31 protein-coding genes and 1 tRNA gene are annotated in these 25,310 nt (G+C 65.8%); 21 read left to right on the top strand and 11 right to left on the bottom strand.

The features are described 5' to 3' along the window. Positions 1-15: 15 nt before the first annotated feature. From ssuC to U5798_RS21920, 8 genes are all read left to right on the top strand, one after another. A complete protein-coding gene (gene ssuC, locus U5798_RS21955) occupies positions 16-828 on the top strand; it encodes an aliphatic sulfonate ABC transporter permease SsuC (protein ID WP_124454933.1) in 813 nt (270 codons plus the stop codon). Next, positions 825-1,784 (top strand): ATP-binding cassette domain-containing protein, encoded by a 960-nt coding sequence (locus tag U5798_RS21950; protein ID WP_322083179.1) that lies wholly within the window; start codon positions 825-827, stop codon positions 1,782-1,784. Before ssuC ends, U5798_RS21950 begins: the two co-directional genes overlap by 4 nt. Before the next feature lie 57 nt (positions 1,785-1,841). Continuing rightward, positions 1,842-2,057: a TOBE domain-containing protein gene (locus U5798_RS21945; RefSeq protein WP_006476104.1), complete on the top strand. Its 216-nt coding sequence runs from the start codon at positions 1,842-1,844 to the stop codon at positions 2,055-2,057. A 144-nt stretch (positions 2,058-2,201) separates the two neighbouring features. Beyond that, positions 2,202-2,399 (top strand): hypothetical protein, encoded by a 198-nt coding sequence (locus U5798_RS21940; RefSeq protein ID WP_059234572.1) that lies wholly within the window; start codon positions 2,202-2,204, stop codon positions 2,397-2,399. 55 nt (positions 2,400-2,454) lie between these two features. Next, complete coding sequence (locus U5798_RS21935) at positions 2,455-2,703, top strand: hypothetical protein (protein WP_322083178.1); 249 nt, start codon at positions 2,455-2,457, stop codon at positions 2,701-2,703. Between the two features lie 130 nt (positions 2,704-2,833). Further along, positions 2,834-3,820 carry a tRNA dihydrouridine(20/20a) synthase DusA gene (dusA, locus tag U5798_RS21930; protein WP_322083177.1) on the top strand — a complete coding sequence of 329 codons (987 nt, stop codon included), beginning with the start codon at positions 2,834-2,836 and terminating at the stop codon, positions 3,818-3,820. A gap of 54 nt (positions 3,821-3,874) precedes the next feature. Continuing rightward, positions 3,875-3,950, top strand: a tRNA-His gene (locus U5798_RS21925). 770 nt (positions 3,951-4,720) lie between these two features. Then, a complete protein-coding gene (locus U5798_RS21920; RefSeq protein WP_322083176.1) occupies positions 4,721-5,236 on the top strand; it encodes a GNAT family N-acetyltransferase in 516 nt (171 codons plus the stop codon). Positions 5,237-5,281: 45 nt separating this feature from the next. Here U5798_RS21920 and U5798_RS21915 read toward each other — a convergent pair whose 3' ends face one another. Beyond that, positions 5,282-5,746, bottom strand: a complete 465-nt coding sequence (locus U5798_RS21915) for a plasmid fertility inhibition factor family protein (protein ID WP_322083175.1) — start codon at positions 5,744-5,746, stop codon at positions 5,282-5,284. A 313-nt stretch (positions 5,747-6,059) separates the two neighbouring features. On the opposite strand from U5798_RS21915, the gene U5798_RS21910 reads away from it, so the two are divergent. Next, complete coding sequence (locus U5798_RS21910) at positions 6,060-6,470, top strand: hypothetical protein (protein WP_322083174.1); 411 nt, start codon at positions 6,060-6,062, stop codon at positions 6,468-6,470. Between the two features lie 302 nt (positions 6,471-6,772). Here the strand turns inward: U5798_RS21910 and U5798_RS21905 are convergent, their stop codons facing one another. Both U5798_RS21905 and U5798_RS21900 read right to left on the bottom strand, forming a co-directional pair. After that, entirely contained in the window at positions 6,773-6,973 is a 201-nt protein-coding gene (locus U5798_RS21905) for a hypothetical protein (RefSeq protein WP_322083173.1), read from the bottom strand. A 453-nt stretch (positions 6,974-7,426) separates the two neighbouring features. Further along, positions 7,427-8,170: a DUF695 domain-containing protein gene (locus tag U5798_RS21900; RefSeq protein ID WP_124454948.1), complete on the bottom strand. Its 744-nt coding sequence runs from the start codon at positions 8,168-8,170 to the stop codon at positions 7,427-7,429. Positions 8,171-8,352: 182 nt separating this feature from the next. Between U5798_RS21900 and U5798_RS21895 the strand changes: the two genes are divergently transcribed. The 4 genes from U5798_RS21895 to U5798_RS21880 all read left to right on the top strand — a co-directional run bounded on the left by U5798_RS21895 (position 8,353) and on the right by U5798_RS21880 (position 10,438). Then, positions 8,353-8,661, top strand: a complete 309-nt coding sequence (locus U5798_RS21895; protein ID WP_322083172.1) for a phosphatidylserine/phosphatidylglycerophosphate/cardiolipin synthase — start codon at positions 8,353-8,355, stop codon at positions 8,659-8,661. Positions 8,662-8,750: 89 nt separating this feature from the next. Next, positions 8,751-9,239 carry a lysozyme inhibitor LprI family protein gene (locus U5798_RS21890; RefSeq protein ID WP_322083171.1) on the top strand — a complete coding sequence of 163 codons (489 nt, stop codon included), beginning with the start codon at positions 8,751-8,753 and terminating at the stop codon, positions 9,237-9,239. A 31-nt stretch (positions 9,240-9,270) separates the two neighbouring features. Beyond that, positions 9,271-9,810: an aspartyl-tRNA synthetase gene (locus U5798_RS21885; RefSeq protein ID WP_322083170.1), complete on the top strand. Its 540-nt coding sequence runs from the start codon at positions 9,271-9,273 to the stop codon at positions 9,808-9,810. Positions 9,811-9,964: 154 nt separating this feature from the next. Beyond that, positions 9,965-10,438: a VOC family protein gene (locus U5798_RS21880; RefSeq protein WP_322083169.1), complete on the top strand. Its 474-nt coding sequence runs from the start codon at positions 9,965-9,967 to the stop codon at positions 10,436-10,438. A 63-nt stretch (positions 10,439-10,501) separates the two neighbouring features. On the opposite strand, the gene U5798_RS21875 is transcribed toward U5798_RS21880, so the two are convergent. Beyond that, positions 10,502-11,473, bottom strand: a complete 972-nt coding sequence (locus U5798_RS21875; RefSeq protein ID WP_322083168.1) for a sensor domain-containing diguanylate cyclase — start codon at positions 11,471-11,473, stop codon at positions 10,502-10,504. A gap of 263 nt (positions 11,474-11,736) precedes the next feature. On the opposite strand from U5798_RS21875, the gene U5798_RS21870 reads away from it, so the two are divergent. Beyond that, positions 11,737-11,952 carry a hypothetical protein gene (locus tag U5798_RS21870; protein ID WP_124454960.1) on the top strand — a complete coding sequence of 72 codons (216 nt, stop codon included), beginning with the start codon at positions 11,737-11,739 and terminating at the stop codon, positions 11,950-11,952. Positions 11,953-12,103: 151 nt separating this feature from the next. On the opposite strand, the gene U5798_RS21865 is transcribed toward U5798_RS21870, so the two are convergent. Both U5798_RS21865 and U5798_RS21860 read right to left on the bottom strand, forming a co-directional pair. Beyond that, positions 12,104-12,727 carry a phospholipase D family protein gene (locus U5798_RS21865; RefSeq protein WP_124454962.1) on the bottom strand — a complete coding sequence of 208 codons (624 nt, stop codon included), beginning with the start codon at positions 12,725-12,727 and terminating at the stop codon, positions 12,104-12,106. 139 nt (positions 12,728-12,866) lie between these two features. Beyond that, positions 12,867-13,355: a winged helix-turn-helix transcriptional regulator gene (locus U5798_RS21860; protein ID WP_124454964.1), complete on the bottom strand. Its 489-nt coding sequence runs from the start codon at positions 13,353-13,355 to the stop codon at positions 12,867-12,869. A gap of 176 nt (positions 13,356-13,531) precedes the next feature. Here U5798_RS21860 and U5798_RS21855 point away from each other — a divergent pair, with 176 nt between their 5' ends. Next, complete coding sequence (locus tag U5798_RS21855) at positions 13,532-13,969, top strand: PaaI family thioesterase (protein ID WP_322083167.1); 438 nt, start codon at positions 13,532-13,534, stop codon at positions 13,967-13,969. Positions 13,970-14,116: 147 nt separating this feature from the next. Next, complete coding sequence (locus U5798_RS21850) at positions 14,117-15,169, top strand: NADP(H)-dependent aldo-keto reductase (RefSeq protein ID WP_322083166.1); 1,053 nt, start codon at positions 14,117-14,119, stop codon at positions 15,167-15,169. A gap of 77 nt (positions 15,170-15,246) precedes the next feature. Here U5798_RS21850 and U5798_RS21845 read toward each other — a convergent pair whose 3' ends face one another. Together U5798_RS21845 and U5798_RS21840 are read right to left on the bottom strand one after the other, a co-directional pair. Beyond that, entirely contained in the window at positions 15,247-16,533 is a 1,287-nt protein-coding gene (locus U5798_RS21845; RefSeq protein WP_322083165.1) for an MFS transporter, read from the bottom strand. A gap of 35 nt (positions 16,534-16,568) precedes the next feature. Beyond that, positions 16,569-17,990 carry a M20 family metallopeptidase gene (locus U5798_RS21840; protein WP_322083164.1) on the bottom strand — a complete coding sequence of 474 codons (1,422 nt, stop codon included), beginning with the start codon at positions 17,988-17,990 and terminating at the stop codon, positions 16,569-16,571. A gap of 163 nt (positions 17,991-18,153) precedes the next feature. Here U5798_RS21840 and U5798_RS21835 point away from each other — a divergent pair, with 163 nt between their 5' ends. The 4 genes from U5798_RS21835 (at position 18,154) to U5798_RS21820 (ending at position 21,873) form a co-directional block, all read left to right on the top strand. Continuing rightward, positions 18,154-19,107, top strand: coding sequence for a LysR family transcriptional regulator (locus U5798_RS21835; RefSeq protein WP_322083163.1), 954 nt, complete (start codon positions 18,154-18,156; stop codon positions 19,105-19,107). Between the two features lie 64 nt (positions 19,108-19,171). Next, the gene (mnmH, locus tag U5798_RS21830; protein WP_124454975.1) at positions 19,172-20,299 is read left to right on the top strand and encodes a tRNA 2-selenouridine(34) synthase MnmH; all 1,128 of its coding nucleotides are present in this window, start codon (positions 19,172-19,174) and stop codon (positions 20,297-20,299) included. Further along, positions 20,296-21,354 carry a permease gene (locus U5798_RS21825; RefSeq protein WP_322083162.1) on the top strand — a complete coding sequence of 353 codons (1,059 nt, stop codon included), beginning with the start codon at positions 20,296-20,298 and terminating at the stop codon, positions 21,352-21,354. The genes mnmH and U5798_RS21825 overlap by 4 nt, the downstream gene beginning before the upstream one ends. A gap of 96 nt (positions 21,355-21,450) precedes the next feature. Then, positions 21,451-21,873, top strand: coding sequence for a hypothetical protein (locus U5798_RS21820; RefSeq protein ID WP_185658217.1), 423 nt, complete (start codon positions 21,451-21,453; stop codon positions 21,871-21,873). Between the two features lie 37 nt (positions 21,874-21,910). On the opposite strand, the gene U5798_RS21815 is transcribed toward U5798_RS21820, so the two are convergent. Both U5798_RS21815 and nodI read right to left on the bottom strand, forming a co-directional pair. Continuing rightward, positions 21,911-22,744 carry an ABC transporter permease gene (locus U5798_RS21815; RefSeq protein ID WP_322083161.1) on the bottom strand — a complete coding sequence of 278 codons (834 nt, stop codon included), beginning with the start codon at positions 22,742-22,744 and terminating at the stop codon, positions 21,911-21,913. Positions 22,745-22,750: 6 nt separating this feature from the next. Next, entirely contained in the window at positions 22,751-23,665 is a 915-nt protein-coding gene (gene nodI / locus U5798_RS21810) for a nodulation factor ABC transporter ATP-binding protein NodI (protein WP_322083160.1), read from the bottom strand. Positions 23,666-23,995: 330 nt separating this feature from the next. Here nodI and U5798_RS21805 point away from each other — a divergent pair, with 330 nt between their 5' ends. Further along, positions 23,996-24,493 (top strand): universal stress protein, encoded by a 498-nt coding sequence (locus U5798_RS21805; protein ID WP_124454985.1) that lies wholly within the window; start codon positions 23,996-23,998, stop codon positions 24,491-24,493. A gap of 84 nt (positions 24,494-24,577) precedes the next feature. On the opposite strand, the gene U5798_RS21800 is transcribed toward U5798_RS21805, so the two are convergent. Next, entirely contained in the window at positions 24,578-25,288 is a 711-nt protein-coding gene (locus U5798_RS21800) for a DUF2939 domain-containing protein (protein ID WP_322083159.1), read from the bottom strand. Positions 25,289-25,310 lie beyond the last annotated feature (22 nt).

The following is a 25,310-nucleotide window of genomic DNA, read 5'->3' as shown; positions in this document are numbered from 1 at the left end:
GAGAGGAGGCCTGCGATGACAACGAAAACGTCGACGACGGGCGCCGTCGTGGCCGCCCGCGCGTGGCGCAGCGTCGCGCCGTGGCTCGTGCCGCTCGCGCTGCTGGTGGCGTGGGAGGTCGGTGCGCGCACCGGCTGGCTGTCGACCCGCGTGCTGCCCGAGCCAGTGGCGGTCGTCCGCGCGGCCTGGTCGCTCGTGACGTCGGGTGAAATGTGGGCGAACGTGAAGGTCAGCACGTGGCGTGCGCTGTTCGGCTTCGCGATCGGCGGTGGCGTCGGCCTCGCGCTGGGGCTCGCGACCGGCCTGTCGAAGGCCGCCGAAGTGGCGCTCGATTCGACGATCCAGATGATCCGCAACATCCCGGCGCTCGCGATGATTCCGCTCGTGATCCTGTGGTTCGGCATCGACGAGAAGGCGAAGCTGTTCCTCGTCGCGCTCGGTGTGTTCTTCCCGGTCTACATCAACACGTATCACGGGATCCGTTCGGTCGACGCGAACCTGATCGAGATGGCGAAGAGCTATGGCGTGCGCGGTTTCGCGCTGTACCGCGACGTGATCCTGCCCGGTGCGCTGCCGTCGATCCTCGTCGGCGTGCGTTTCGCGCTGGGGCTGATGTGGGTGATGCTGATCGTCGCGGAAACGATTTCCGCGCAGTCGGGCATCGGCTACATGACGATGAACGCACGAGAATTCCTGCAAACCGACGTGGTGGTGGTCGGCATCCTGCTGTACGCGGTGCTCGGCAAGCTGGCCGATGTGCTGGCGAAATGGCTCGAGCGCGTGACGCTGCGCTGGCACCCCGCTTATCAATCAGGAGCAAAGGCATGAATGCGACGACTTCGGCGGCCGCCTACGGCCCGCTCGCCGGCGCAGACCTCGAGGTCGAACTGGCGCAGGCACGTGTCGCGGACGACGACGCGCGCGACGCGGCGATTCTCGATCGTGACGGCGGCGCATCGGTCGTGCCGCTCGCGCGGCGGCGCGCGGGCAGCCCGGCACCCGACGACGCGGTGACGCTGTCCGGCGTCAGCAAGCGTTTCGGCGCACGCACGGTGCTCGACGACGTCGAGCTCGGCATCGCAAGCGGCAGCTTCGTCGCGATCGTCGGCCGCAGCGGCTGCGGGAAATCGACGCTGTTGCGCCTCGTCGCGGGACTCGAGCAGCCCAGCAGCGGCGCGCTCGTGACGCGCGGCGAGGGCGGCGGCGTGCTCGATACGCGGATCATGTACCAGGATGCGCGCCTGTTGCCGTGGAAGACCGTGCTGCAGAACGTGATGCTGGGGCTCGGGCGCGGTGCGCGCGACCGGGCGCGCGCGGTGCTCGATGAAGTCGGCCTGCTGGAACGGGCCGACGACTGGCCCGCGCAACTGTCGGGCGGTCAGCGGCAGCGCGTTGCGCTGGCCCGTGCGCTCGTGCACCGGCCGCAGCTGCTGTTGCTCGACGAGCCGCTCGGCGCGCTCGACGCGCTGACCCGCATCGAGATGCATGCGCTGATCGAGCGGTTGTGGCGCGAGCATCGGTTTACCGCGTTGCTCGTCACGCACGATGTGCAGGAGGCCGTCGCGCTCGGCGACCGCATCCTGCTGATCGAGCAGGGGCGCGTGGCGCTCGACCAGCCCGTGCCGCTCGACCGGCCGCGTGCCCGTGCGTCGGCCGCGTTTGCGGCGCTGGAAGATCGCGTGCTGAAACGCGTGCTCGCCGGTGGGCCCGGCGCGGCCGATCAGCACGCGGAACATGAGGCAGAAAACGTTCGACCGGTCGGGCAGATCCGCTGGGCCGTTTAATTCCGGGCGGCTCCGGCCGCCCGTTCTGAGACTTTTTTCTTCGGAGCGATCATCCCGATGAGCATCACTGCAATCAACGTACGTAATCAGTTCAAGGGCAAGGTGAAGGAGATCATTCGCGGCTCCGTGGTCTCCGAAGTCGACGTCGAGACGCCGTTCGGCATCGTCACGTCGGTGATCACGACCCGTTCGGTCGACGAACTCGAACTGAAGGTCGGCGCGGAAGTCGTCGCGCTCGTGAAGTCCACTGAAGTATCGATCGCGCGTCTCTGAACGCGCGTGTGTCCTGCGCCGGCGGTGCCGGCGGGCAACGTGCCCGTCGGCGCCGCGTCGGCATTTCCGCAGCGCGTTTGCCTCGGTATTCGACGTCCGGATGAAGTGCTAGGATGGAAAGAAACCGATGCCGGAGGCCAACGCATGACCCCCATCCTTTCCCCTGAAGCCATCGAGGCGCTGAAATGGATCGACCAGTTTGGCGAAAGCCGGCCGGTTCCCGCCGCGTTCGACGACGTCGTCTATGCGTTGCTGAACGAGGGGCTGATCTATCAGGCAACGGCTGACCGGGTCGACCTGACGGCCGACGGCAAATCCTTTTTGTCCAACGAATACGATTGAGCGCCCGGCGCTGGCCGCGGGAGCGGCCTGGCGCCGCGTCGCCACGGAGCGTGCGATGGAACCGAGAGGCAGCGACCTCGGCGATTTCAGCGAGCCGTACCGCGGCTTCGAGATCGAGGTGAAGACCGAGCAGGTCTGGGACGGCGAGCACGCGCACTACCGCGTGCTGCAAGGCGATGCCGTGCGGATCGACTGGCGGCTCGTCAAGGTCGACGGGATGCTGCTGACCGAGCGACGCGTGATCGAGCGCGTGTTCGACGAGGCGCGCCGGGCCGTCGATGCGGAGCTGGGCGAGGACGGCTAGCGCGGGTGCCGGGCAGGTACGGCCCGTGTTGCGGTAAAATGCACGGTTGTTCCCGTGCCGCCTGGCCTGTTGCCCGAATTCCATGTCCGTTTCGTCCTCGCTTCCTCCCCGCCGCGTTTCCGTCGCGCCTATGCTCGACTGGACCGACCGTCATTGCCGGTCGTTCCACCGTACGCTGACGCGCAACACGTGGCTGTATACGGAGATGATCACGACGGGCGCGCTGCTGTTCGGCGATGCCCAGCGGCATCTCGCGTTCACGCCGAGCGAATCGCCGATCGCGCTGCAGCTGGGCGGCAGCGAGCGTGACGACCTCGCGCGCGCCGCGAAGCTCGGCGAGCAGTGGGGCTATGACGAAATCAACCTGAATTGCGGATGTCCGTCCGAGCGCGTGCAGCGCGGCGCGTTCGGCGCGTGCCTGATGAACGAGCCGCAGCTCGTCGCCGACGGCGTGAAGGCGATGCGCGATGCGGTGTCGGTGCCGGTCACGGTCAAGCACCGGATCGGTGTCGACGCGGTCGAGGACTACGCGTTCGTGCGCGACTTCGTCGGCACGGTGGCCGAGGCCGGTTGCGAAACGTTTGTCGTGCATGCACGCAACGCGATCCTGAAGGGGTTGTCGCCGAAGGAGAATCGCGAGATCCCGCCGCTCAAGTACGACTATGCGTATCAGCTGAAGCGCGATTTCCCGTCGCTGGAGATCGTCATCAACGGCGGCATCACGACGCTCGATGAAGTTGCGCAGCATCTGGAGCATGTCGACGGCGTGATGCTGGGCCGCGAGGCGTATCACAACCCGTTTGTGCTGGCCGAAGTCGATGCGCGCTTCTACGGGTCGACCGCAGCGGTACCGACGCGCGAAGAAGCCGAAGCGCAGTTGATCGAATATTGCGCGGCCGAACTGAAGCGCGGCACCTATCTCGGTGCGATCGTGCGGCACGCGCTTGGGTTGTACCGCGGCATGCCGGGCGCGCGTGGCTGGCGTCGTGTGCTGTCCGACAACAAGAAGCTCGCACGCGGCGATCTGGCCGTGTTCGACGAGGCGCGCGCGCATCTGAACGAAGCCGAAGAAATTTTAGAAAAAAAGGCTTTGCAAGATTCAAAAGTCTTCGTATAATCTTGTTCTTCGCTGCTGAAACAAAACAGCGAAACGAAGTAAGCAGTATCAGTGGTGGCTGTAGCTCAGTTGGTAGAGTCCAGGATTGTGATTCCTGTCGTCGTGGGTTCGAGTCCCATCAGCCACCCCAACAAATTCAAGCAAAAAGCCCGGTTCATTGAACCGGGCTTTTTGCTTTCCGGCGTCGGTGTCAGGCAGTGCAGCCTGCAATCGACAACACCTGGATTGCGAACGGTTCGGGTCTGTAAAGAAGGAGCCGAATCGACCAGGCGATATGATTTCGACATTGCGTGTGACACCTCGGGCGATGCGAAGTGCGCACGCATCAAGATTGAGCGCGCACATCGTGTTCGGCTACTAACCGATAGCACCGTCGCTGTTGAATTTGCGATGTTGCCGGCGCAAATCGCGAATGCCTTGGAAGGCCCGGGTTCGAATCACTTCACGTTTCCCGGTCGTTGCGCTGACAACTTCCACACCTGTTCGCCTGCATTGCTTCCTTTCCCGCCTAAGGTTCGCGCGCGCCGTGCCGTTATCTTTCCTGGACAGCCCTCGTGCCTCGAATGCTGATCCGTTTCCTTGCCTGCTCGCGTTTCGCGCGAGCAGGCTTTTTTCGTTTACGGCGCGCCGTTGCCGGATGGGTTGGCGGAATGGAACAGTGACTTGGCGTGAACCGACAAAGCTCAACAGTCTTACATTGGTGTAATGTATCGACTTCCTCGTGCCCGCATGCTTTGCAGGGCCGTTCGATCCCGACGACCCATGAAGGCGCCGGGATTTTTTTTGCATGCGCGCTGAGTCTCCGCGACACGCCATCGAGAAATGCATTCTGCAAAGCACGGTATATTTTGCGACGAGACATACCGATCGAGAGAACACGCTGCAAGGAGCCGCCACCCCATGCCGGACACCCGGACCACGCTGCGCGCCGCGACGGCGCACGACGCGCCCCTCATCGCTCGCCTGCATACGCTTAGCTGGCAGACCGCATACAGCCATATCCTTCCGGCCGCCTATCTGTCCGATGAGGCGCCGACAGAGCACGCGGTTCGGTGGCGCAAGTATCTCGATCGCAACGAAGGCGAGTGGGGCCTGGTGCTGATCGCCGAGTCGGACGGCGAGCCCGTCGGCTTCGTCAGTGCGGAACGTCCTGTCGATGCGGCACTCGGTGTGCTGCTCGATTGCCTGCATGTCCATCCTTCGCATCACGGCAGCGGGACGGGCAAGCGCATGATCGAAGCCGTTCGCGCCTGGGCGCGATCGATCGGCGTGGGCAAGGTCCACCTGCAGGTGCTGGACGGCAACGTGCGTGCAATCGGCTTCTACGAGCACAACGGCTGGCAATTGGCCGGTATCGAAACGAGCCGCATCGGCCAGACGGAGGTCACCGATCGGATCTACGTGATACAGGCCTGAAGGGTTGCCGGCATCCGCTGGGCGAAAGCCGGACGCGCTTCGCCGTTACTCGCCGCAATACCGAACGAGCAAATCGGCTTCGGTCTCGTGGATCTCGACGGGCAGCGCCGTTGCGCCTGCATAGGCAAGATAGCGCGCGCGATGCTGGCCGTTGCGAAACGACGCGACGCCAATTTTCGACAGGCCGGGAATGCCGAGCAGCGTTCGCGTCCTGGTCTCGCGAAACGTGATGAACGGCATGTCGGGAATCCTGTGCTGGTCCGGAGCGAGGAATTCGCGAATTCCCGCGGCTTTCCCCGGCGCCCAGTACTGAACTGACGGCAGCACATAGTCCGTGGTGTCGCGGTCGGCGCAGGCCAGCAATTTCTTGAGGTCGATCGTCACGACCCGGTGTCGCGAGTCGTCGGACGAGAACACCCGCTTGAGATGCGTATAGGCATACGGGGCATGCCCGGGGAGCTGGATAATCCAGACATCTACGCCGCTCTGTTGTGCGTGGGCGAGTGCCATTATTTCCTCTTCTGGCGCAATCGATCTCTTTGGTTTGAGTTTAACAGCGCGATCACGGCCGCGGAGCAGGCCGATGCCCGGAATGGAAAAACGGAGCGACTCGCCGCGCAGCCGGAAGCGCAGAACAAACAGGTGGCAAAGTAGAGGCGGTCATGCGTCGGCGATCGATATCGACAGGTTGCGAGAATATCGTGATACTGCCAGCCGAAACGACACGCTGTGCAACAGTCATACAAGATTCACGCAGCGACACGAAACGCGGCACGAGCGGGTCATCACGAGAGCGGAGAGGGTGGAGTGTCGGGAGCGAACCATGTCGTCGAAACTTGAGATCGAGTATCTCGATTACTGTTTCACCGCGACGCTCGAAATCAGGGCGTCCGGCCGGACTGCCGTCGTCGACTGGCAACTGGAGTCCGATACGCGAAGCAAGTCACTCGCGTGGATCGTGTTCGATCGCTTTCTCGCGCGGAATGACTTCGCCGATGAAGAAGATGCGCGTGCCAATATCGTCGACTGGCTGGAGCGGCTTGCCGATCCCAGGTCCGGCGCATCTGCCGAGATCGCGAAGGCGGGTGCGGTGGCTTCCGGGCCGGAAGCTTCCGGGGCGGTGGCGACAGACGCATCGGCTGCCGAAATCGTCGGCGAAACCGTCATTGAAATCGTCAGCGACATGGATTGGATCGATATGGTTGCCGACTGGTTTTCCAGCGGCTCGCCTTGATGACCAAACCGGATTAACGCGATTTCGGACGATTCCGGCTATTGCGCTCGCGAAATGCCGCTTCACAAAACCAGGGACGAGAAAATGCAGCCGGAATTACGTCACTTAAAAAAATAGAATAAACCTGCTTTGACAATACGCGTGACTTACCGGAAACTGCGTCGATTCCGAGAGAGGCCGCTTGAACCAGAAAAATAGAACACCAGACATGAAAAGAAAAACGCCGCTGACGGCTGGCGCGATCAAAATCGCTGTCGTCGTGGCAGATTGCACTGTCATGCCGATCGATGACGACAGAAATATCACACCATCTTCGATATGCCCGAGTGTCGCGGCGCGGTATTGGCGTCGTCCTGCCGGCGATCGATCGCGGTGTTGCGATACGGGTTCGTCACGCTGGGTGGAAAGATCGTGGGCACATTCCATTCGCACTTTACTGCACCGCCATGACCGATTGCCGACCGCGTAATGGCGATCGGGGCGACGATACCGATGCCCGTCATCGTCGCGGTGCTCGATCGACCGTGGATCTTGTGTCCGGCCCGTGAGGCTATCGGCCGTCGACGCATTGTCACCAAAGGGTGAGTTGCCGCACAGACCGTCGTGTGACCCGCGATCACAATTTGGCCGGTTGACCGTTCTTCCCCGGCCCGGTCAACCATTTCCCCGCTCGCTCGCGCAGGAGCGGGGGCTTTTTGCCCGCCCGACGCCGGAGGCTGCGTCGGCGGAACCGGACAGGCGTTCGGCAGGCTGCTCGATGGCACCCACTGCGTGCCTCGGCAACCGTCCGCCTGATCCGCATGCATCGCTTTCCTCGTGCCTGAGCGAACCCTCAGGCCCATCGCCGGTTTCGGCCGGCGATGCCTTGATCCCGGCGGCGCGTCACAACGCTGCCGGGATGTTTTTTGCGCCGGACGCATCGCGTCAACTCGTGCGCAGCGGCCATGCCGATTGACTTAGCCAGCCTGTTCGACGCTGGTTTCCCATCCGTCGTATTCCCCGCCGAGCGAACGCACCTCGCGATTGATCGCGATCGTATGGCGCGTAATGTCGGCCAGCGCCATCGTGCCTTCGTGCGAAAACCGTACGGCCGACTTGCCGTCTTCGGTCGGCGCGACGGATTCGACCGGATAGCCTTTTGCTTCGGCCCAGTCCGCGAACTGGTGCGCGTCGCTCGGGTCGGGGAAGTACGCCCAGTGCATCACGCGCCGGCTCACGCCGCTGGCGTCGCCTTTCTCCCGCAGTGCATCCAGTACGCGCATGTCGCGCATCATCTGCCAGTCGTCGTCGGTCGGGTAAAGGGTCTGCCAGTACGCTTCCTTGTCCGGATCGTCCTGGTGCGCGTACTGAAGCGCATAGGTCGTCTGTTCGTCCAGAGCGTCGACGATCTCGGCCGCAGCCGCTTCATCGAACGGCACATAGAACAGGAAATCGCGGTTGCCGTCGACGGTAATGCGGCCGACCTGCACGCCGCCTTGTGCGGTGATCGCCGCGTCCAGCAGGTCCTCGACCTTCGCGAGATCGGCGAATTCGTCGCCGGCCGGCAGGCCTTCGGGCGTCGGGTGCGCGAACGGAACGCGCACGGTGAGCAGCGACGTGCGCGGATCGCCTTCGGCCATTTCCGCGAAGCTGTGGTTGAAGCTGATGAAAGCCTGATGGTCGCCCATTCTGGCAGGGAAGGTTCCCCAGGCGTCGGTCATGTGTTTCTCCCGTACACGATCGTCTGTCGACGGTTGCAAAGCGTCCCAATGTATCATCGAAAATCGCGTTGGCAGGGGAAGCGCGCATGACGGCGGCCGCGCGGGGCGCAAGCGAGATCCGCGCGCGCTCGTGACTCGCCGCAGGTGTGCGACGGGCCGCAAGAAAATCGAAGGAGAATCCGATGTCGATGTTTGCGGTGAATGGTGTTCGAATCGACCCGCGCAGTGCGCGCGTGACGCACGTGCGCTGGGCGGCCGTGAATCCGGCCGACCGGTCCTGGGCCGCAACGCCGAGCGAGGCGCCGGTGGCCGACGTGGCGCGCGCGCTTGCGTCCGGCAGCGATGTGCGCGCGGTCTTCTCGGCGGAGGACGCTACCGCGATCGGGCCCAGGCTGAAACGCGTGCTGTATCGCGACGCGTCGGAAGGCATCGAACTCGACATCGATGCAACGAGCGAGTCGCGCACGTTGCGCGATCTTCCGCAGATCTGACCGGAACGGCCCGCGCCGACACGCGCGCGTCGGCATCGACTACTGCGCCTGGCCGAACGGTCGACTCGCGCAACGCCGATCGCGACGCGTTGTCGCGTATCGTCACAGTTTCGACGGCATCGCTTGCCGTCCGCCGGGTGAACGCGAACCGATCAGAGCTGGATGATTCGATGAACAGGTTGTTGTCAAACAAGTGGCTGGCGAGCGTGATGCTCGCCGCGATTCCCGTTTCGGCGTTTGCACTCGATTGTGACGCGCCGTCAGGCGGCGTCGGTCTCGAGGCCGCGCGCGCGAGTCTCACGTGCGCTGAACGCGATGCGGCCAGGAACGACAAGGCGCTGAACGAAGCGTATGGGCGCCTGAATGCCTCGCTCGGCAGCCGGCCTGACGAGCGAGATGCGTTGCGCACGGCGCAGCGCGCATGGATCGCGTTTCGTGACGCCGAATGCGACCTGCGCGCGATCGATGCCGGCGGTGCGCCGCAATGGGTGCCGGTCAACCGAACACAGTGCATGTCGGAGCTGACAGCCGAACGGGCCGCGCAGCTGCGCAGCTTTCGAGACGGGCATGCCGACTGATGCCGGTGGCCATTGCCGAGGCGATCGAACGATGAGCGACGAACACGCAGCAAGCGATTCCGGCTTGCATGTCGATCCTGCCGGCGGAACGGTCCTCGGCCCGTTGCCGGTGACGCTGGCGGTCGACGGCCGGAGCCTGAAAAGAAGGGCGGTGGCGTGTGCGGTGCTGGCCGCGGCGAGCCTGTGCGGTTATGCGGCCGATCCGACGCTTTGGCCCGTGGCGGCGCTGGCCGCGCTGCTGGCGCTGGCCAGTGGGGCCTTCTTCGCCTCGTCGCGGCGCAAGCTGGCGTTGCATATCGACGAGACAGGTTTCAGGCTGATCGGGGCCGTGCGCGAAAAGCCCGTCACGCCATGGCGCGACGTCACCGAATTCCGGATCGTCAGCGTGGCCGGAAATCGCTACATCGGCTACCAGTTCTCGCCGCATTCGTCGCGCACCAAGGTGCCGGGCGGCGTGATGCTGCCGATCGCGCGGTTTGTCGATCTTCCGCTCGACGCGGTGGCCGGATTGCTGGAGGCATGCCGTCGCCAGTTCGGTGTGCCGGATGAGCGGGTCGACCGAATGGAGTGACGGCAACCGATTCAGGCGCCCGCCGACCCGCGCCTAAAAAAAGTCGGGCGTCGTGTCGAATTTCGCTGCGGTCGTCCGTCGTAGCATCGGAGGCGTGCGCATCGCGCGTCCGTCCCGATTTTCGATACGACAACCGACTGAAGGAGCGACACCCATGTCCACGTCCGTCAAACCGATCCCGGAAGGGATGCGCACGCTGACGCCGCACCTGATCTGCGCCGGCGCGACAGCCGCCATCGACTTCTACAAGCGCGCATTCAATGCAATCGAACAGTTTCGCCTGGCAATGCCTGATGGCCGGCTCGCGCACGCGTGCCTCTTGATCGGCGATTCGACGCTGATGCTGGTGGATGAAATGCCCGAACACGGCGCGCTCGGGCCGAAGGCGCTGAAAGGCACGTCGGTCTGCCTGCATCTGTACGTACCGGACACCGATGCGGCGATCGCGAAGGCTGTCGCGGCCGGCGCGACGGTCACGATACCGGCCGCCGACATGTTCTGGGGCGATCGCTATGGCCAGGTCGAGGATCCGTTCGGCCATCGCTGGTCGCTCGCGACGCATCAGCGCGACCTGACGCCCGAGCAGATCGCGGAGGCCATGGCCAGCGCGCCGCCGTGCGGGAGCTGATGCAGCGGCGCCACCGCCGTTGAAAAAGGCGGCGCCAAGTGCCAAAGGCCGGTTCGCGCGTGGCTACGTGCCGGCCGTCTTGCCGCGCTGCTTGTCCTCGTACATCAGGTGATCGGCGGAGGCGAGCAGGTCGGCCACGGCCGGATGGCGGGCGGGATCGTATGCGACGTGGCCGACGCTGAACCGGATTGCATAGCCGCGCGAATCGGCCGCGTTGCGTACCGCGAGTGCCTGTGTCACGCGTTCGACCGGCTCGGCGAAGTCGGCCGGATCGGTGGCGCTCAGCAGCACGACGAACTCGTCGCCGCCGAGCCGGGCGATCACGTCGCTGTCGCGCAGCGCGCCCGTCAACGTCTCGGCGAATGTCTTGAGCGCACGATCGCCTTCGGCATGGCCGAAGCGATCGTTGATCGCCTTGAAATCGTTCAGGTCGAAGAACAGCAGCACCGCGTGACGGTCGAGGCGATCGCACAGGCTCAGCACGTGACGGGCGAGGATCTCGAAGCCGCGCCGGTTCGTCAGTTGCGTGAGTTCGTCGGTGGTCGCGAAATGCAGTGCGGCGATCTCGCGTTCGGTCATGTGCGCGAGATCGCCGAGCAGCGCGAGTTCTTCGGGTTCGAGCGAACGCGGCCGCGTGTCGATCAGGCACAGTGTGCCGATGGGGGCGCCGTTCGGCGCCGCGAGCGGCCGGCCGGCGTAGAAGCGGATGCCCGGCGAGCCGGTGACGAGCGGGTTGTCGTGGAAGCGGTTGTCGTTCAGCGCGTCCTGGATGACCATCGTATTGCCCGTGAGCAGCGCGTGCGCGCAGAACGATACGTCGCGCGATGTCTGCGTGGCGTCGAGGCCCGCGTGGCTCTTGAACCACTGGCGATCCTCGTCGACGAGACTGACGAGTGCGATCGGTACGTCGAACAGCCGGCGCGCGAGACGCGTCAGGCGGTCGAATCGCTCTTCGGGCGGCGTATCGAGGATCGAGAGCGAATGAAGCGTGTCGAGTCGGGCCGCCTCGTCGGCCGGTTTCGGTGCGATTTGCATGGGCTTCGTCTCTTGTCCGGGCTGAAACGCCGGTCACGGGATCATATGTCGGACAGTATCGCGCATTATTCGGCGCGTCGCCAAGTTGCCAGTCCGGCGACGGGCATTTCGGCGTCGCCCCGATCGATGAAGATGCGGTGAGAAGCAGGTGTCATGAACCTGCGTTGCCTCACGATGCGGAATCGGATGCGCGACGTCTCAAGGTGCGCGGCGCAATGCCGTAAATAGGGCGAGTCCAATCGTTCATCGCATCCCACCGCACCATGGTTCGAATTCTGTACGCGGGCTATCTCGCGTTTGCGCTGTATCTTCTGTACCCGATGGTTCAGAACACACTGGCATTCAGCACCGATTGCGTGCGCAATGCACTGCCCGGTTTGTCGACGTCTTCGGCAAGCGGCGTGGACGGGCACGCGAACCGCTGTGCGCCGACCACGCAGGCCGGCACCGCGACCGGGCGAACGACCGAAATCCATTGAGTGCGATGGCCGTTACGTGTCCCGTTCGATGCACGAGGCGGCGTACTGGCCATTCGGCCGAATTGATTGTCGCGCCACACTCGACGATCATCTGCAACACGACGGTTCGCATGCGAGGTATCGGGCAGCGGCGCCAGGCGCGCGGCGTGCGTCAGTAGCTGGAGCGGTACGGCGTGCCCTGGTCGAAGCGGCTTTGCCAGTGTGTGAGATAGCGTGACGCGAGTTGCGGATTGTTCCACACCACGACGACGTTCTCCGAATTGCGGCTGGCCGCCGACGCGCTGTAGTTGAACGAGCCCGTTTCGACGTGCTCGGCGTCGATCACGAGGTACTTGTCGTGATGAATCGCATAGGCGTCGATCGTGCGAGTGGGAATGCCGGCGTTGACGAGCAGGTTCAGTGCCTGCTTGCTGCTCTTCGCGCGGTTGCCCTTGTCGTCGACGACCACCGCGACATTGACGCCACGTCGCTTCGCGTCGAGCAGCGCGCGCGTGACGGGCGGCGACGTGAACGAATACGCGGCAACGCGGATCGAGCTGCGTGCGGCGCCGATCGTTTTCAGCACGAGCGCCTCGGCGCCGCCGTCGGGCGAGAATGCCGATTCGACGACTTGTGTCGCGGGTGCTTCGTGGGTGGGCGCAGGCAGCCATCGCGACACGAGGTCGATCGCCTGCTGGAGCAGCGATTCATTTTGCGTCTTGCCGAAGGCGGCGAAGGGTGTGGCGAGCAGGGAGGCGGCGAGACAGGCAGCGGCGAGGCGATTGCGCGACAACATCGTGGACAGCGAATAATTTCGAGACAGCGGGCCGTGAGTGTAACGCAGACGTTGCGGCGCGGTCACGCGAGTATCGTGCGCGATTGCCCGCGCGATGTTCATTCACGCGAATGGAGATGTCGCGAAGTTGCGGTGCGCGTCAATCCTTGGTCGTCGGCACGCCGGTTTCGCCTGAAGCGATCCACCCGGGCCCGGGTTCGGGCTGAACGTCGCGTGCATCGAGTGGTTCGCCGCAGGCCGAGCACACGGTGACCGCATGCATCAGCTGGCCGCAGGTACGGTGGCGCAATTGCACCGGCGGCCCCTGGCCGTCGTCCTTCCAGCGGTCTCCCCACGCCATCAGCGCGAGCAGGGCCGGGTAGAGGTCGAGGCCCTTGTCCGTCAACCGGTATTCGAAGCGCGGCGGGCGTTCCTGGTACGCGCGCTTGACCAGGACGCCTTCGTCGACGAGCCGCGCGAGCCGTTCGGCCAGCACGTGGCGCGTGAGGCCAAGCTGGGTCTGGAACGCATCGAAGCGGCGGCAGCCGAGGAACGCGTTGCGCAGGATCAGCATGGTCCAGCGGTCGCCGAGCACGGCGAGCGCGCGTGCGACCGAACAGTTCAGCGTGCCGATGTCATCCCATTTCATCGTCGAGTCTCTTGCCTTTTGCGGCGGTTCAGCGAAATAGCGGGTTCGATTATAGAACCCGCCCTCAGTCGTAGCGGTCGCGGCTGCGTTGACAACGGCCGGTGTCGTTGTCAATAATGAGTTCCAATTTAGAACTTACTCGCGCGGCGACGCGCTTTCAACCCGGAGACAACCCGATGAATCCGCTTTCCCTGTCAGGTCTCGATCTGTTGCGCGCAGCCGCGTCGGGCGATGCGCCGCTCGCATCGATTTCCGAGACGATTCCGATGCGTCCGCTCGACGTCGAGCTCGGTTACGTGAAATTTTCCGCGCGGGCGGACGGCCGGCACCTGAATCCGCTTGGCGGCGTGCATGGCGGGTTCGCCGCGACGGTGCTCGATTCGGTCACCGGGTGCGCAGTGCACTCGATGCTCGACGCGGACATCGGCTATGGCACCGTCGACCTGCACGTGAAGATGCTGCGGCCGGTGCCGCGCGACGTCGACCTGATCGCCGAAGGGCGCGTGATTCACCTGTCGCGTTCGCTGGGCGTCGCGGAAGGCACGCTGAAGACGCCGGACGACAAGATCGTCGCGCATGCATCGGCGACCTGCTTCATTCAGCGGCCGCAGTAACGGCAGGCGGCAGCGCTGTCGTCCGGGCACACGCGTGAAGCGCCGGATCAGCGCCGAAGGCGGCTTGTAAGCGTGCGCGGCGCGCGCCTGAAGCGGTTGCTTCAATGTGATAGCGTTCCTGCTTTCCACCGACGCGACAGGAACAGCATGGAATACCGCACACTCGGCGATTCAGGCATCGAAGTCAGCCTGATCGGGCTCGGCACGATGACGTGGGGCGAACAGAATTCGGAGCGCGACGCGCACGAGCAGATCGACTACGCGATCGCCCAGGGCGTCACGCTGATCGATGCCGCGGAGATGTATCCGGTGCCGCCGAAGCCCGACACGCAAGGACGCACCGAGCAGTACATCGGCACCTGGCTCGCGCAGCATCGCGCACAGCGCGACCGCATCGTGCTCGCGACGAAGATCGCGGGTCCCGCGCGGCAGCCGCACAACCCGCGCCATATCCGCGGCGAGGGCAACCAGTTCGACCGCAAGAACCTGACCGAAGCGCTCGACGGCAGCCTCAAGCGCCTGCAGACCGACTATGTCGACCTCTATCAATTGCACTGGCCCGATCGCAGCACGACGACGTTCGGCCGTCCCGCGTATCCGTGGGTCGACGACGCCTACACGGTGCCGATCGAGGAAACGCTCGGCGTGCTCGCGGAATTCGTGAAGGCCGGCAAGGTGCGCGCGATCGGCGTGTCGAACGAGACGCCGTGGGGCGTCGCGCAGTTCCTGCGCGCGGCCGAGAAGCTCGGGCTGCCGCGTATCGCGAGCATCCAGAATCCGTACAGCCTGCTGAACCGTACGTTCGAGAACGGATTGTCGGAATTCACGCATCGCGACGGCGTCGGCCTGCTCGCGTACTCGCCGCTCGCGTTCGGCTGGCTGTCCGGCAAGTACGAGAATGGCGCGCGTCCGGCCGGTGCACGCATCACGCTGTTCGAGCGCTTTCAGCGCTACAGCAAGCCGCAGTCCGTCGAGGCAACGTCGCGTTACGTCGCGCTCGCGCAGCGTCACGGGCTGTCGCCCGCGCAACTCGCGCTCGCGTTCGTCAACAGCCGGCCGTTCGTGCGCAGCAACCTCGTCGGTGCTACGTCGCTCGAGCAGCTGAAGGAGAACATCGGCAGCATCGACGTGAAGCTGTCCGACGAGATCCTGGCCGAGATCGACGCGCTACATGAACTGCAGCCGAACCCGGCGCCGTAAGCGGCGCGCGGCCCGCGCGGCAGCGAAGCCGCGACGGGCCGCAGCGGCGGAGCATTGCTGCGCCGTCGTTTCCTTCGTTATCGCATCTTGAGCCGCGTGCGCGCGATGAACAGCGCGGCGAGACTCAGCACCGCACAGCCCATCAGATAGAGCGCCGGCGACAACCGGTTGCCGGTCGTGCTGATCAGCCAGGTGATCACGAACGGCGCAAAGCCGCCGAACAGCGTGACGCCCGTGTTGTAGCTGACTGCGAGCCCCGTTGCGCGCGTCTGCGACGGGAACAGTTCGGCCATCAGCGCCGGCAGCGCACCGCAGTACATCGCCTTCAGCACCCCGATCCAGACCAGCGCGGCGAGCATCGTCGCGAACGACGCGTGGTGCGTCAGCCACGCGAATGTCGGCCACACGGTGACGAGCATCAGCAGTGCCGCGACCGCCATCATGCGGATCCGCCCGGTGCTGTCGGACAGATGGCCGACGACCGGCGTGACGAGCGTCAGCACGAAGCCGGTCGCGAGCGTGGCCGCGAAGCCCGTCGACGCGGGCAGCCCGAGCTGCTTGATCGCGTAGGTCGGCATGTAGAGGATCATGTAGTTGATCGCGGTCGAGATCACGAGCGCGCCGATCGACAGCAGCACGCGCACCTTTTGTTCCGCGAACAGCTCGCGCACCGGCGCTGCGGAACGCGCCTGCGTCTTGAACTCGACGCCTTCGTCGACGTAGCGGCGGATATACAGCCCGACCGGGCCGATCGCGAGACCGAACAGGAACGGCACGCGCCAGCCCCAGCTTTCGAGTTGCGCGGGTGTCAGCGTGGCCGTCAGCAGCGCGCCGAAGCCCGACGCGAGCAGCGTCGCGAGGCCCTGGCTCGCGAACTGCCAGCTCGACATGAAGCCGCGCCGCTGCGGTGCGTGTTCGACGAGGAACGCGGTCGAGCTCGCGAATTCGCCGCCGGCGGAAAAGCCCTGCATCAGCCGCGACAGCATGATCCCGAGCGGCGCGAGAATGCCGATCGATGCGTAGGTCGGCATCAGTGCGATCAGCAGCGTGCCGGCCATCATCATCGCGATCGACAGCAGCAGCGACGCCTTGCGGCCCGCGCGATCTGCGTACGCGCCGAGCACGAAGCCGCCGATCGGCCGGATCAGGTAGGACAGCCCGAACGTGCCGAGCGTCAGCATCAGCGACGTCGCTTCGCTCGTCGCGGGAAAGAACAGCTTGGCGATCGTCACCGCGAAGAAGCCGTAGACGATCAGGTCGAACCATTCGAGCGCGTTGCCGATCGACGCCGCGAAGATGAGGCGCCGGATCTTCGCGGCGCTGGGGCGCGCGGCGTCCTGCGAGGTCAGGGTGGTCGTGTTCATCGTATGTGCAGCTCCCGTGAAAGGGGCGAAGCGCGTTACAGGGCGGCGCCGGCCGCGGCGGAGGCCGCGCGGCGAACGGGCGGGGCGTCGTCGCCGAGGTCCCAGAAAAGGCCGGCCATCATCTGCAGCCCCTCGCTGACGACGCTCGCGAGCAGGTGCTCGTCGGGTGCGTGCTGCGAGCACGCCGGATACGAGTGCGGCACCCACAGCGTCGGCAGCCCCAGCGTGTCGGCGAACACCTCGTTCGGCAGCGTGCCGCCGAGATTCGGCAGGATCGCGGGCTTCTTGCCGGTCGTGCGCGCCAGCGACGCGACGGCCCAGCGCACCCACGGATCGTCCGGCGGCACGCGCGTCGCCGGGGCGCCGCGTTCGACGTCGATCTCGATGTCGACGAAACCGTGCGCATCGAGGTGCGCGCGCAGGTGCGCACGCAGCGCTTCCCAGTCGGTGCCGACGACGAAGCGCAACTGGCAGTGCGCATACGCGACGGGCGGGATCGCATTGACGGGATGCTCGGGATTGCCGGCCTTGAACGCGAGGATCTCGAACGTGTTCCAGCCGAACACGCGCTCGGCCGCGGACAGGCCGGGCTCGCCCCAGCCGGCGTCGAGCGCCGGATCGCCGGGACCGCCGCCGACGGTGAGGTCGGCGAGCGCGTCGCGCACGGCGGCAGGGATCGGCGGCGGGCGCAGCCCCTCGACGCGAATCGCGCCGCGCGCGTCGACGAGGCTCGCAAGCGCATGCGCGAGCACGATCGCCGGATTGCGCAGCAGCCCGCCCCAGTTGCCGGAGTGATGCGCGCCGTCGCGGGCGCGCAGGCTCAGCTTGAAATTGACCGAGCCGCGCGAGCCGAGGAACACGGTCGGACGCGCGGCGGCGATGCGCGGTCCGTCGGACGCGATCAGCACGTCGGCCGCGAGCGCGTCGCGCTCCTGGCGGCACAGTGCGTCGAGGCCCGGCGACCCCGTTTCTTCACCCATCTCGATCAGCAGCTTCGCGTTGAAGCCGAGCCGGCCGCCGCGCGCGTCGAGCACGCTCGCGAGCGCGGCCAGGTTGATCGTGTGCTGGCCCTTGTTGTCGGCGCTGCCGCGACCGTACCAGCGATCGCCGTCGGCCGTCAGCGTCCACGGCGACAGCGGCGCGCGCCACTGCGCGTCGTAGCCGCGCACGACGTCGCCGTGGCCGTAGATCAGCACGGTCGGCAGCGCGTCGTCTTCATGGCGCGACGCGAGCAGGAACGGACCGCCGCCGTCGACGGGGTTGTCGACGATCCGCGACGTGAAGCCGAGGCGGGCCGCCTCGGGGGCGATCTCGTCGGTCAGGTACGCGTGCAACGCGGCGTCATTGCCGCTGTCCTGGCTTTCGGTGCGCAGGCCGACGCGGCGGCTCAGGGTCGTGAAGAACGCACCGGATTCGAACTGGTTCAGCGCGTGCTGGATGGCGGCGGTACGGCTCAAGTCGGTCTCCTCGGACGGGGCGCTGCAAGCGCGGAGCGCGCGTGCAACATGAAGTGCGATCGATTCTAGAAAGCCGTTTTTTTTGTCACAATGATCGAATTTCGAACCTTTCTTTGCCGAAAAGGCAAAGCAGCGCGGCCAGAAAGGGCCCGGGGACAGAACGATGGCGGCTTTCCTGTATGGCCTGGCGTTGCGGTATTTCGTCGAAGTGGCGCGCACCGGCTCGATCAGCGACGCGTCCGCGCGGCTGCACGTGGCCGTGTCGGCGATCAGCCGCCAGATCGCGAAGCTGGAAAGCGAGCTCGGCGCGCCGCTGTTCGAGCGCCGGCCGCGCGGCATGGCGCTGTCGGAGGCCGGCGAGCGGCTGCTGGCGTTCGCGCAGCGCAGCCTGCTGGAAGCCGAGCACGTGATGAAGGACATCGGCGGGCTCGATGCGCTGCACGGCAGCCTGTTGAAGCTCGCGTGCTCGGAAGGGTTCGCGATCGATTTCCTGCCCGGCGCGCTCGCGAGCTTCAAGGCGCGCCACCCGGGCGTCGATTTCACCGTGTGGGTCGTGTCGCCGGCGGAAGCGACGCGGCGCGTGCGCGACGGCGATGCGGACATCGCACTGACCTTCAGCCTCGCGCCGGAGAAGGGCGTCCGTGTCGAGCACACCGAGCGCGCGCCGGTCTTCGCACTGGTGCGGCACGATCATCCGCTCGCGACGCGCGACGCGGTGTCGCTCGCCGAGGTCGCGCGGCACGCGCATGTGCTGCCCGAGGCCGGCACGACCGTGCGCCAGCTGATCGACATCGCGTGCGCGCTGGACGGGCTGCTGCTCGAGCCCGAACTGACGAGCAACAACACGGCGGCGATGTACGGCTACGCGCGGCGCACGGGCGCGGTGATGTTCACGGGGCTGCTGTCGGTGCGCGACCGTTTCGACGCGGACGGCTTTGTCGTCGTGCCCGTGACGAACCCGCAACTGCGTGAACGCAGCATCCAGGTACAGACGATGGCGGGGCGCGATCTGCCCGCGTCGGTACGCGCGTTTCGCGACCACCTGATCGACGCGATGCAGGTCGCATCGGCGCCGCCGACTGCCGTGCGCGGCCCGAGACGCCGGCCCGTGAGATAATCGTCAATCCGCCTTCCGTGCCCATACGGCTCATCGAGCCGTATCGCCCCTGTTCGACGCCAAATTGAAGAACCTGATTGTCACCCTCGATCGCGCCGGCGAGTTCGACGAGATCATCGACGTGCGTACACCGCTCGAGTTCGCCGAGGACCATATTCCCGGCGCGCTGAACGCGCCCGTCCTCAGCAATGAGGAGCGCGTGCTCGTCGGCACGATGTACCGCCAGGTATCGCCGTACGAGGCGACGCGCGTCGGCGCGGCGATCGTCGCGCGCAACATCGCGCGCCATCTCGACACGACGTTCGCCGACCGGCCGCGCAACTGGCGGCCGCTGATCTACTGCTGGCGCGGCGGCAAGCGCTCGGGCTCGATGACGACCTGGTTCAACCTGATCGGCTGGAAGGCACGCCAGCTCGACGGCGGCTACAAGGCGTACCGCCAGTCGGTGTGCGCGACGCTCGACTCGCTGCCGACGCGCTTTCGCTACATCGCGCTGGTCGGCCATACGGGCTGCGGCAAGACGCGCCTGCTGAACGCACTGCACGACGTGGGCGCGCAGACGCTCGATCTCGAGGCGCTCGCATGCCATCGCGGCTCGCTGCTCGGTGCGCTGCCAGGCAAGCCGCAGCCGGCGCAGAAGGGGTTCGATTCGGGGCTCGTCGAAACGCTGGGGCGTTTCGACCCCGAATGGCCGGTGTTCGTCGAATCGGAAAGCCGCAGGATCGGGCTCGTGCAGTTGCCGATCGCGTTGATCGAAGCGTTTCACGCAGGGCCGTGGGTGCACGTCGACGCGGCGCACGACGAGCGGATCGCGTTCCTCCTCGACGATTACGCGCACCTGTTCGACGAACCGGACGCGTTCAAGGCGCAGCTCCATCGGCTGATCGGCCTGCACAGCCGCGAGCAGGTGACGCACTGGAAGGCGCTGATCGACGCGAACGCACGCGCCGAACTGTTCACCGAGCTGATCGACAAGCATTACGATCCGGCCTACGCACGGACGTACCGCGCGGCATACAACAAGCCGAACCGGGCGCTGACGTTCACGTTCCGGCCCAACGCGGCCGACGGGCGCGATCAGGCGCGCACGCTGCTGGCCCAGCTCGCGCAGGCCGGGCTGCCCGCATCGGCCGCGTTTGCTGCAGGCGCGACACTCGAAACCGATCAAAACCAATCGACGACCACACGATGACGACCACACGCACCCAACCCAATCCGGCCCTCGGCTGGATGACCTTCCTGCTGATCGCGGTCGCGGGACTGTTCTATGTGAAATGGTTCCCGTACTACAACAAGGCGTTCGTTGCCGCCGAGCATCATTCGATCGGCCAGTCGATCCTGATGGGCACGTCGGCGGCCGCTCCCGAGCCGTCGCTGAAGGCCGCGCTCGACTACGCGTGGGCGTACGGCAAGGCGATCTGGCAGGCGATGGTGCTCGGCCTGCTGCTCGGCTCGGCCGTGCAGGCGCTGCTGCCCGCGCACTGGGTCGCGCGCGTGCTCGGCCGTACCGGGTTCGGCAGCGTCGCCGCGGGCGGCCTGCTGTCGCTGCCGGGGATGATGTGCACGTGCTGCGCGGCGCCGGTCGTCGCGGGGCTGCGTGCGCGCCATGCGTCGCCGGGCGGTGCAGTCGCGTTCTGGCTCGGCAACACGGTGCTGAATCCGGCTGCGCTGGTGTTCATGGGCTTCGTGCTCGGCTGGCACTGGAGCGCGCTGCGCTTCGTGCTCGGCATCGCGATGGTGTTCGGCATCGGCTATCTGCTGAACCGCATTGCGCGTCCGGAAGACCGCAGCATCGACGATACGCAGCTCGCCGCGCTGGCGGCAGAGCAGGCCGCGGCCGGCAATCCGTTCGTGCGCTGGGTGAAGCTGCTCGCGCGCATGGCCGTGCGGCTCGTGCCCGAATACATCGTGCTGGTGCTGCTGCTCGGCGCCGCGCGCGCATGGCTGTTCCCGCATATCGGCCCGGACATCGGCAATCATCTCGGCTGGATCGTCGCATTCGCGGTCGCGGGCATGCTGTTCGTGATCCCGACGGCCGGCGAGGTGCCGATTATCCAGGCGATGCTGTCGCTCGGCGTGGGCGTCGGGCCGGCCGCCGCGCTGCTGATGACGCTGCCGCCGATCAGCGTGCCGTCGCTCGCGATGCTCGCGCGTTCGTTCAAGCCGACCATGCTGGCGATCGTCGCGGCGCTCGTCGTCGTGTTCGGGATCGTGAGCGGCTTGCTCGCGATCGCGTTCGGATTCTGACGCGCGCAGGCCCGGTGCGATAGCCGCATTCATATTCATCCGGCGCCGCCGCGTCACGCGTGCGGCGCCCTTTACAAGAAGCAAACAGGAAAACGCATGACCCAACCGAAGATTCATCCTCGACTCGAAAAGGCGCTGACGCGCGGCGATCTCGCGATCCGCCAGGCCAATTCCGCGCGGGCGACTGCCGTGCTGAGCGCACTCGGCATGATGATCATCGAGGCCTCCGCAACGATCGGTGTGGAAGCCAGCATCGACATTCCGCAGGGCGACCGCATTTACGATCCCGTCAACGGCCTCTGGCCGCAGAAGATGCTGGTGTCGTTCGACGGCCCGGTGGACGAGGCCGAAAAGGAAGAACTGCGCACGGTCTATCTGGTTGCGGACGATCCGGGTACGCAGTTCCGCGTCGAATGGCATCGCGCGGACGGCAAGCTCGGTCGCCAGGAAGGCGGCCCGCTCGCGACCGTCGCGTTCCTGACCGACGTCGAGATTCCGTGGAGCGACGACGACGAGTAACGTCGTCGCATGAAGCCGGCGCCTCGCGCGCCGGCCGTCAGCGCATCATCCGCCGCCGGAACAGCCACGCGGACAGCAGGAATCCGCCGAGCACGTAGCCGGCGAGCACCGCGACATGCAGCACGATGTCGGTTGCCGGCCGGCCGAGCATCGCGGGCCGGATCAGCTCGACCGCGTTCGCGAGCGGCAGCGCCTGCGCCGCGAGCTGCGCGAGCGGCGGCAACTGCGTGATCGGGAAGAACACGCCCGACAGCAGCAGCATCGGCGTCAGCACGAGCGTCTGATAGAACATGAAGAAATCGTAGGACGGCGCGAGCGCCGTGACGATCATCGCGATGCTGGCAAACGCGAGGCCCGCGAGCGCGATCACGGGCAGCGCCGCGAGCATCGACGGAAACTGCGCATAGCCGAGCGCGCCCGCGACCAGCATGATCGCGACCCCCGACAGCATCGCCTTGCTGGCGCCCCAGACGATCTCACCGAGCACGATGTCGCCGAGCGCGAGCGGCGTATGCATGATCGCCTCCCACGTGCGCTGCACGTGCATCCGCGAGAAGCCCGAATACATCGACTCGAAGCTCGCGGACATCATCACGCTCGACCCGACCGTGCCGGCCGCGAGGAACGCGATATACGACACGCCGTCGACATGGCCGAGCATCAGGCCGAGCCCGAAACCCAGCCCGAACAGATAGATCATCGGATCGGCGAGATTGCCGAACATCGACGCGAGTGCGAGCTTGCGCCAGACGAGATAGTTGCGTCGCCAGACGGCAATCCAGTTGGTTGCGTTCGCGGGCATCGCGATCGCGAAGCGTGACTCGCGCAGCGGCGCGGACGGTGTGGCGGCGGAATAGTTGCGCACGTCCATGATCGATCAGTCCTGCATTTCGCGGCCCGTGAGCCGCAGGAACACATCTTCCAGATTGGCCGGGCGATGCAGATAGCGCAACCCCGTACGACCCTTGAGTCGCGCACTGAGCGGCTCAGCGTCGCTCACGTAGCAGAACAGCGTCTCGCCGCTGATCTCGGTGTGCTTCGCGAATCCCGACAACTCGTCGCGCAGGGCGGCCGGATCCGGCCCGTAGATCTCGATCACGTCGCAGCCGATCTCCGATTCGATCAGCGCGTGCGGCGCGCCTTCGGCGATCTTGCGACCTTCCTCGATCACGCACAGCCGGTCGCACAGGCGTTCGGCTTCTTCCATGAAGTGCGTGGTGATCAGGATCGTCTTGCCGCGCGCGAGCAGCGAGCGCAACCGCTCCCACATCAGGTGCCGTGCCTGCGGATCGAGGCCGGTCGTCGGCTCGTCGAGCACCAGCACGTCGGGATCGTTGACGAGCGCGCGGGCGAGCGTGAGACGGCGTCGCATGCCGCCCGACAGTTCGCCGACCTTCGCATCGGCCTTGCTCTCGAGCTTCGCGAATTCGAGCAGCGGCTGTACGAGTGCGCGCGCAGCCTGTGCCGACATGCCGAAATAGCGGCTGAACACGAGCAGGTTCTCGCGCACGGTGAAGTCGGGGTCGAGATTGTCGAACTGCGGGACGACGCCGACGCGCTGGCGTGCATGCCGCGCACGCGATGGAACCGGTTCGCCGCACAGGGAAATGGTGCCGGCATCGGGGTGCGCGAGGCCGAGCAGCATTTTCAGCGTGGTGGTCTTGCCTGCGCCGTTCGGCCCGAGCAGACCGTAGCATTCGCCGGCCTGCACGTTGAAGGACAGGCCGTTGACGACGACCTTGTCGCCATAGCGCTTTTCGACGTTGCGAAACTCGATCGGTGTGACGGACATGGGCATGTTGTCGTTGTAAGCGGGCACCTGGCTGCCCGATGCGCGGCCGGCTGGCGAACGGATCGCGCGAATGCGTGTCACACGAGCATGACCGAAGCGCGCGGCGCCTGCGTAGTGATGGCCCGCTGGAGTACGAACGGGCCATTCTAGTGCATCGGCTGCGTCTCTTCAGGGCATGCCTGCACGGTGCGATGCATGCGCGCACCGATCGTGCACTGCATCATCGCGCACGGGCCGAGCGGGGCGAATCAGCGTTTTCCATCCCTTGCGTCCTGAATTGCGGCGCACCATGATGAATGCGTAGGCTCGTTGTCGCGATAGGGAGGTTTCATGGCTAGCTACAACAAGATTTTGCTGTGCTACGACGGCACGCTCGAAGGGCGCAAGGCACTGCGCTGCGGTGCCAATCTCGCAATGGACCTGAAGGCTGAAACGCACTTGCTGTCGGTCGTCGACATGCGTTCGAGCATTGCGCAAAGCGCAGGCCTGCTGACCGATGTCGCGTGCGGGCGCTTCGAGGAAACCGCGCGGGAGATCCTGCAGGAAGGCGTGAACTGGCTGCGCGAGCGCGGCGTGCAGGCCGAAGGCCATTTCGCATTCGGCTATCCGATCGACGAAATCGCGAATCTCGCGACGGAGCTGAAGGCCGACCTCGTCGTCGTCGGCCACAGGTGCCGCAGCGGGCTGTCGAGATGGTGGATGGGGTCGGGCAATACGCAACTGCTCGATCGCGTGAATTGCAGCATCCTGGTGGCGTGTTCGTCGGCACAGGAGCAGAAGGAAGAAATCGCACGCGAGCGCGAAGCCGCCATGGCGAACGGCAAATGATCGAATGATTCGATGACGGCCCGACCGGCGATGCGCGCCGGTCAGGCGCCGTGCCGCATCAGCGGCGCGGGACCCGCGCCGCTGTTACGCGTGCAGGTCGATCGCGGACAATTTCCACGAGAACAGTCCGAAGCGGTGGAATATCGCCGCATAGCGCGTGCCGTCGGCGCTGCGCTGGTACGTCACGACGAATTCATCGAAATTCCGGTATCCCGCACTGGTTTGCTGCTGATGCGGCGAATGCGTTGCATCGTTCGCGCTGGCCGGTGCGGCAGGGGTGGGTGCCGGGGATGACGCAGTTGCCGCGTTGTTGCCCGGAGCGGCAGCGCTTGCCGGTGCCGGGCTCGCCGGCGGTGCCGCTGGTGTGTCGGCCGGTGCATTGCCTTGCGGCTGATTCGACCATTCGGGCGGGCGCTCGCCGGGATTGCCGCGCGGCGGCATTCCGCTCATCAGCGCGGCCACGCCGTCCGGTGTCGCGTACGCATCGACCAGCGGCCCGACCAGTGCGGACCCGATCAGCGCGCCGATCACCGCGAACGGATTGTTCTTCTTCACCGCGTCGATCCGGCGCATCAACTCTTCCGTGACCTGCTGCTTCAGGCTGATGCGCAGCGACGGGAAATCGACATATTCGCTGATGGCCTGCGCATCGCGCGCGTCGATCGCCGATTTCAGGCGACCGAGCGCGACGTACGGTGACGCGTACGCATAGCCGATCGTCGACACGACGGCGATGGCCAGCACGACGATCAGCAGGGGCTTGAGCCGCCATGCGCGGCCCGAAGATCCAGTCACGTTGCCTCCGGTGCGGGGATGT

The sequence above is a fragment of the Burkholderia sp. BCC1972 genome (assembly GCF_905339605.1).
Lineage (GTDB): Bacteria > Pseudomonadota > Gammaproteobacteria > Burkholderiales > Burkholderiaceae > Burkholderia.
This window is presented reverse-complemented; position numbering and strand designations above follow the sequence as displayed.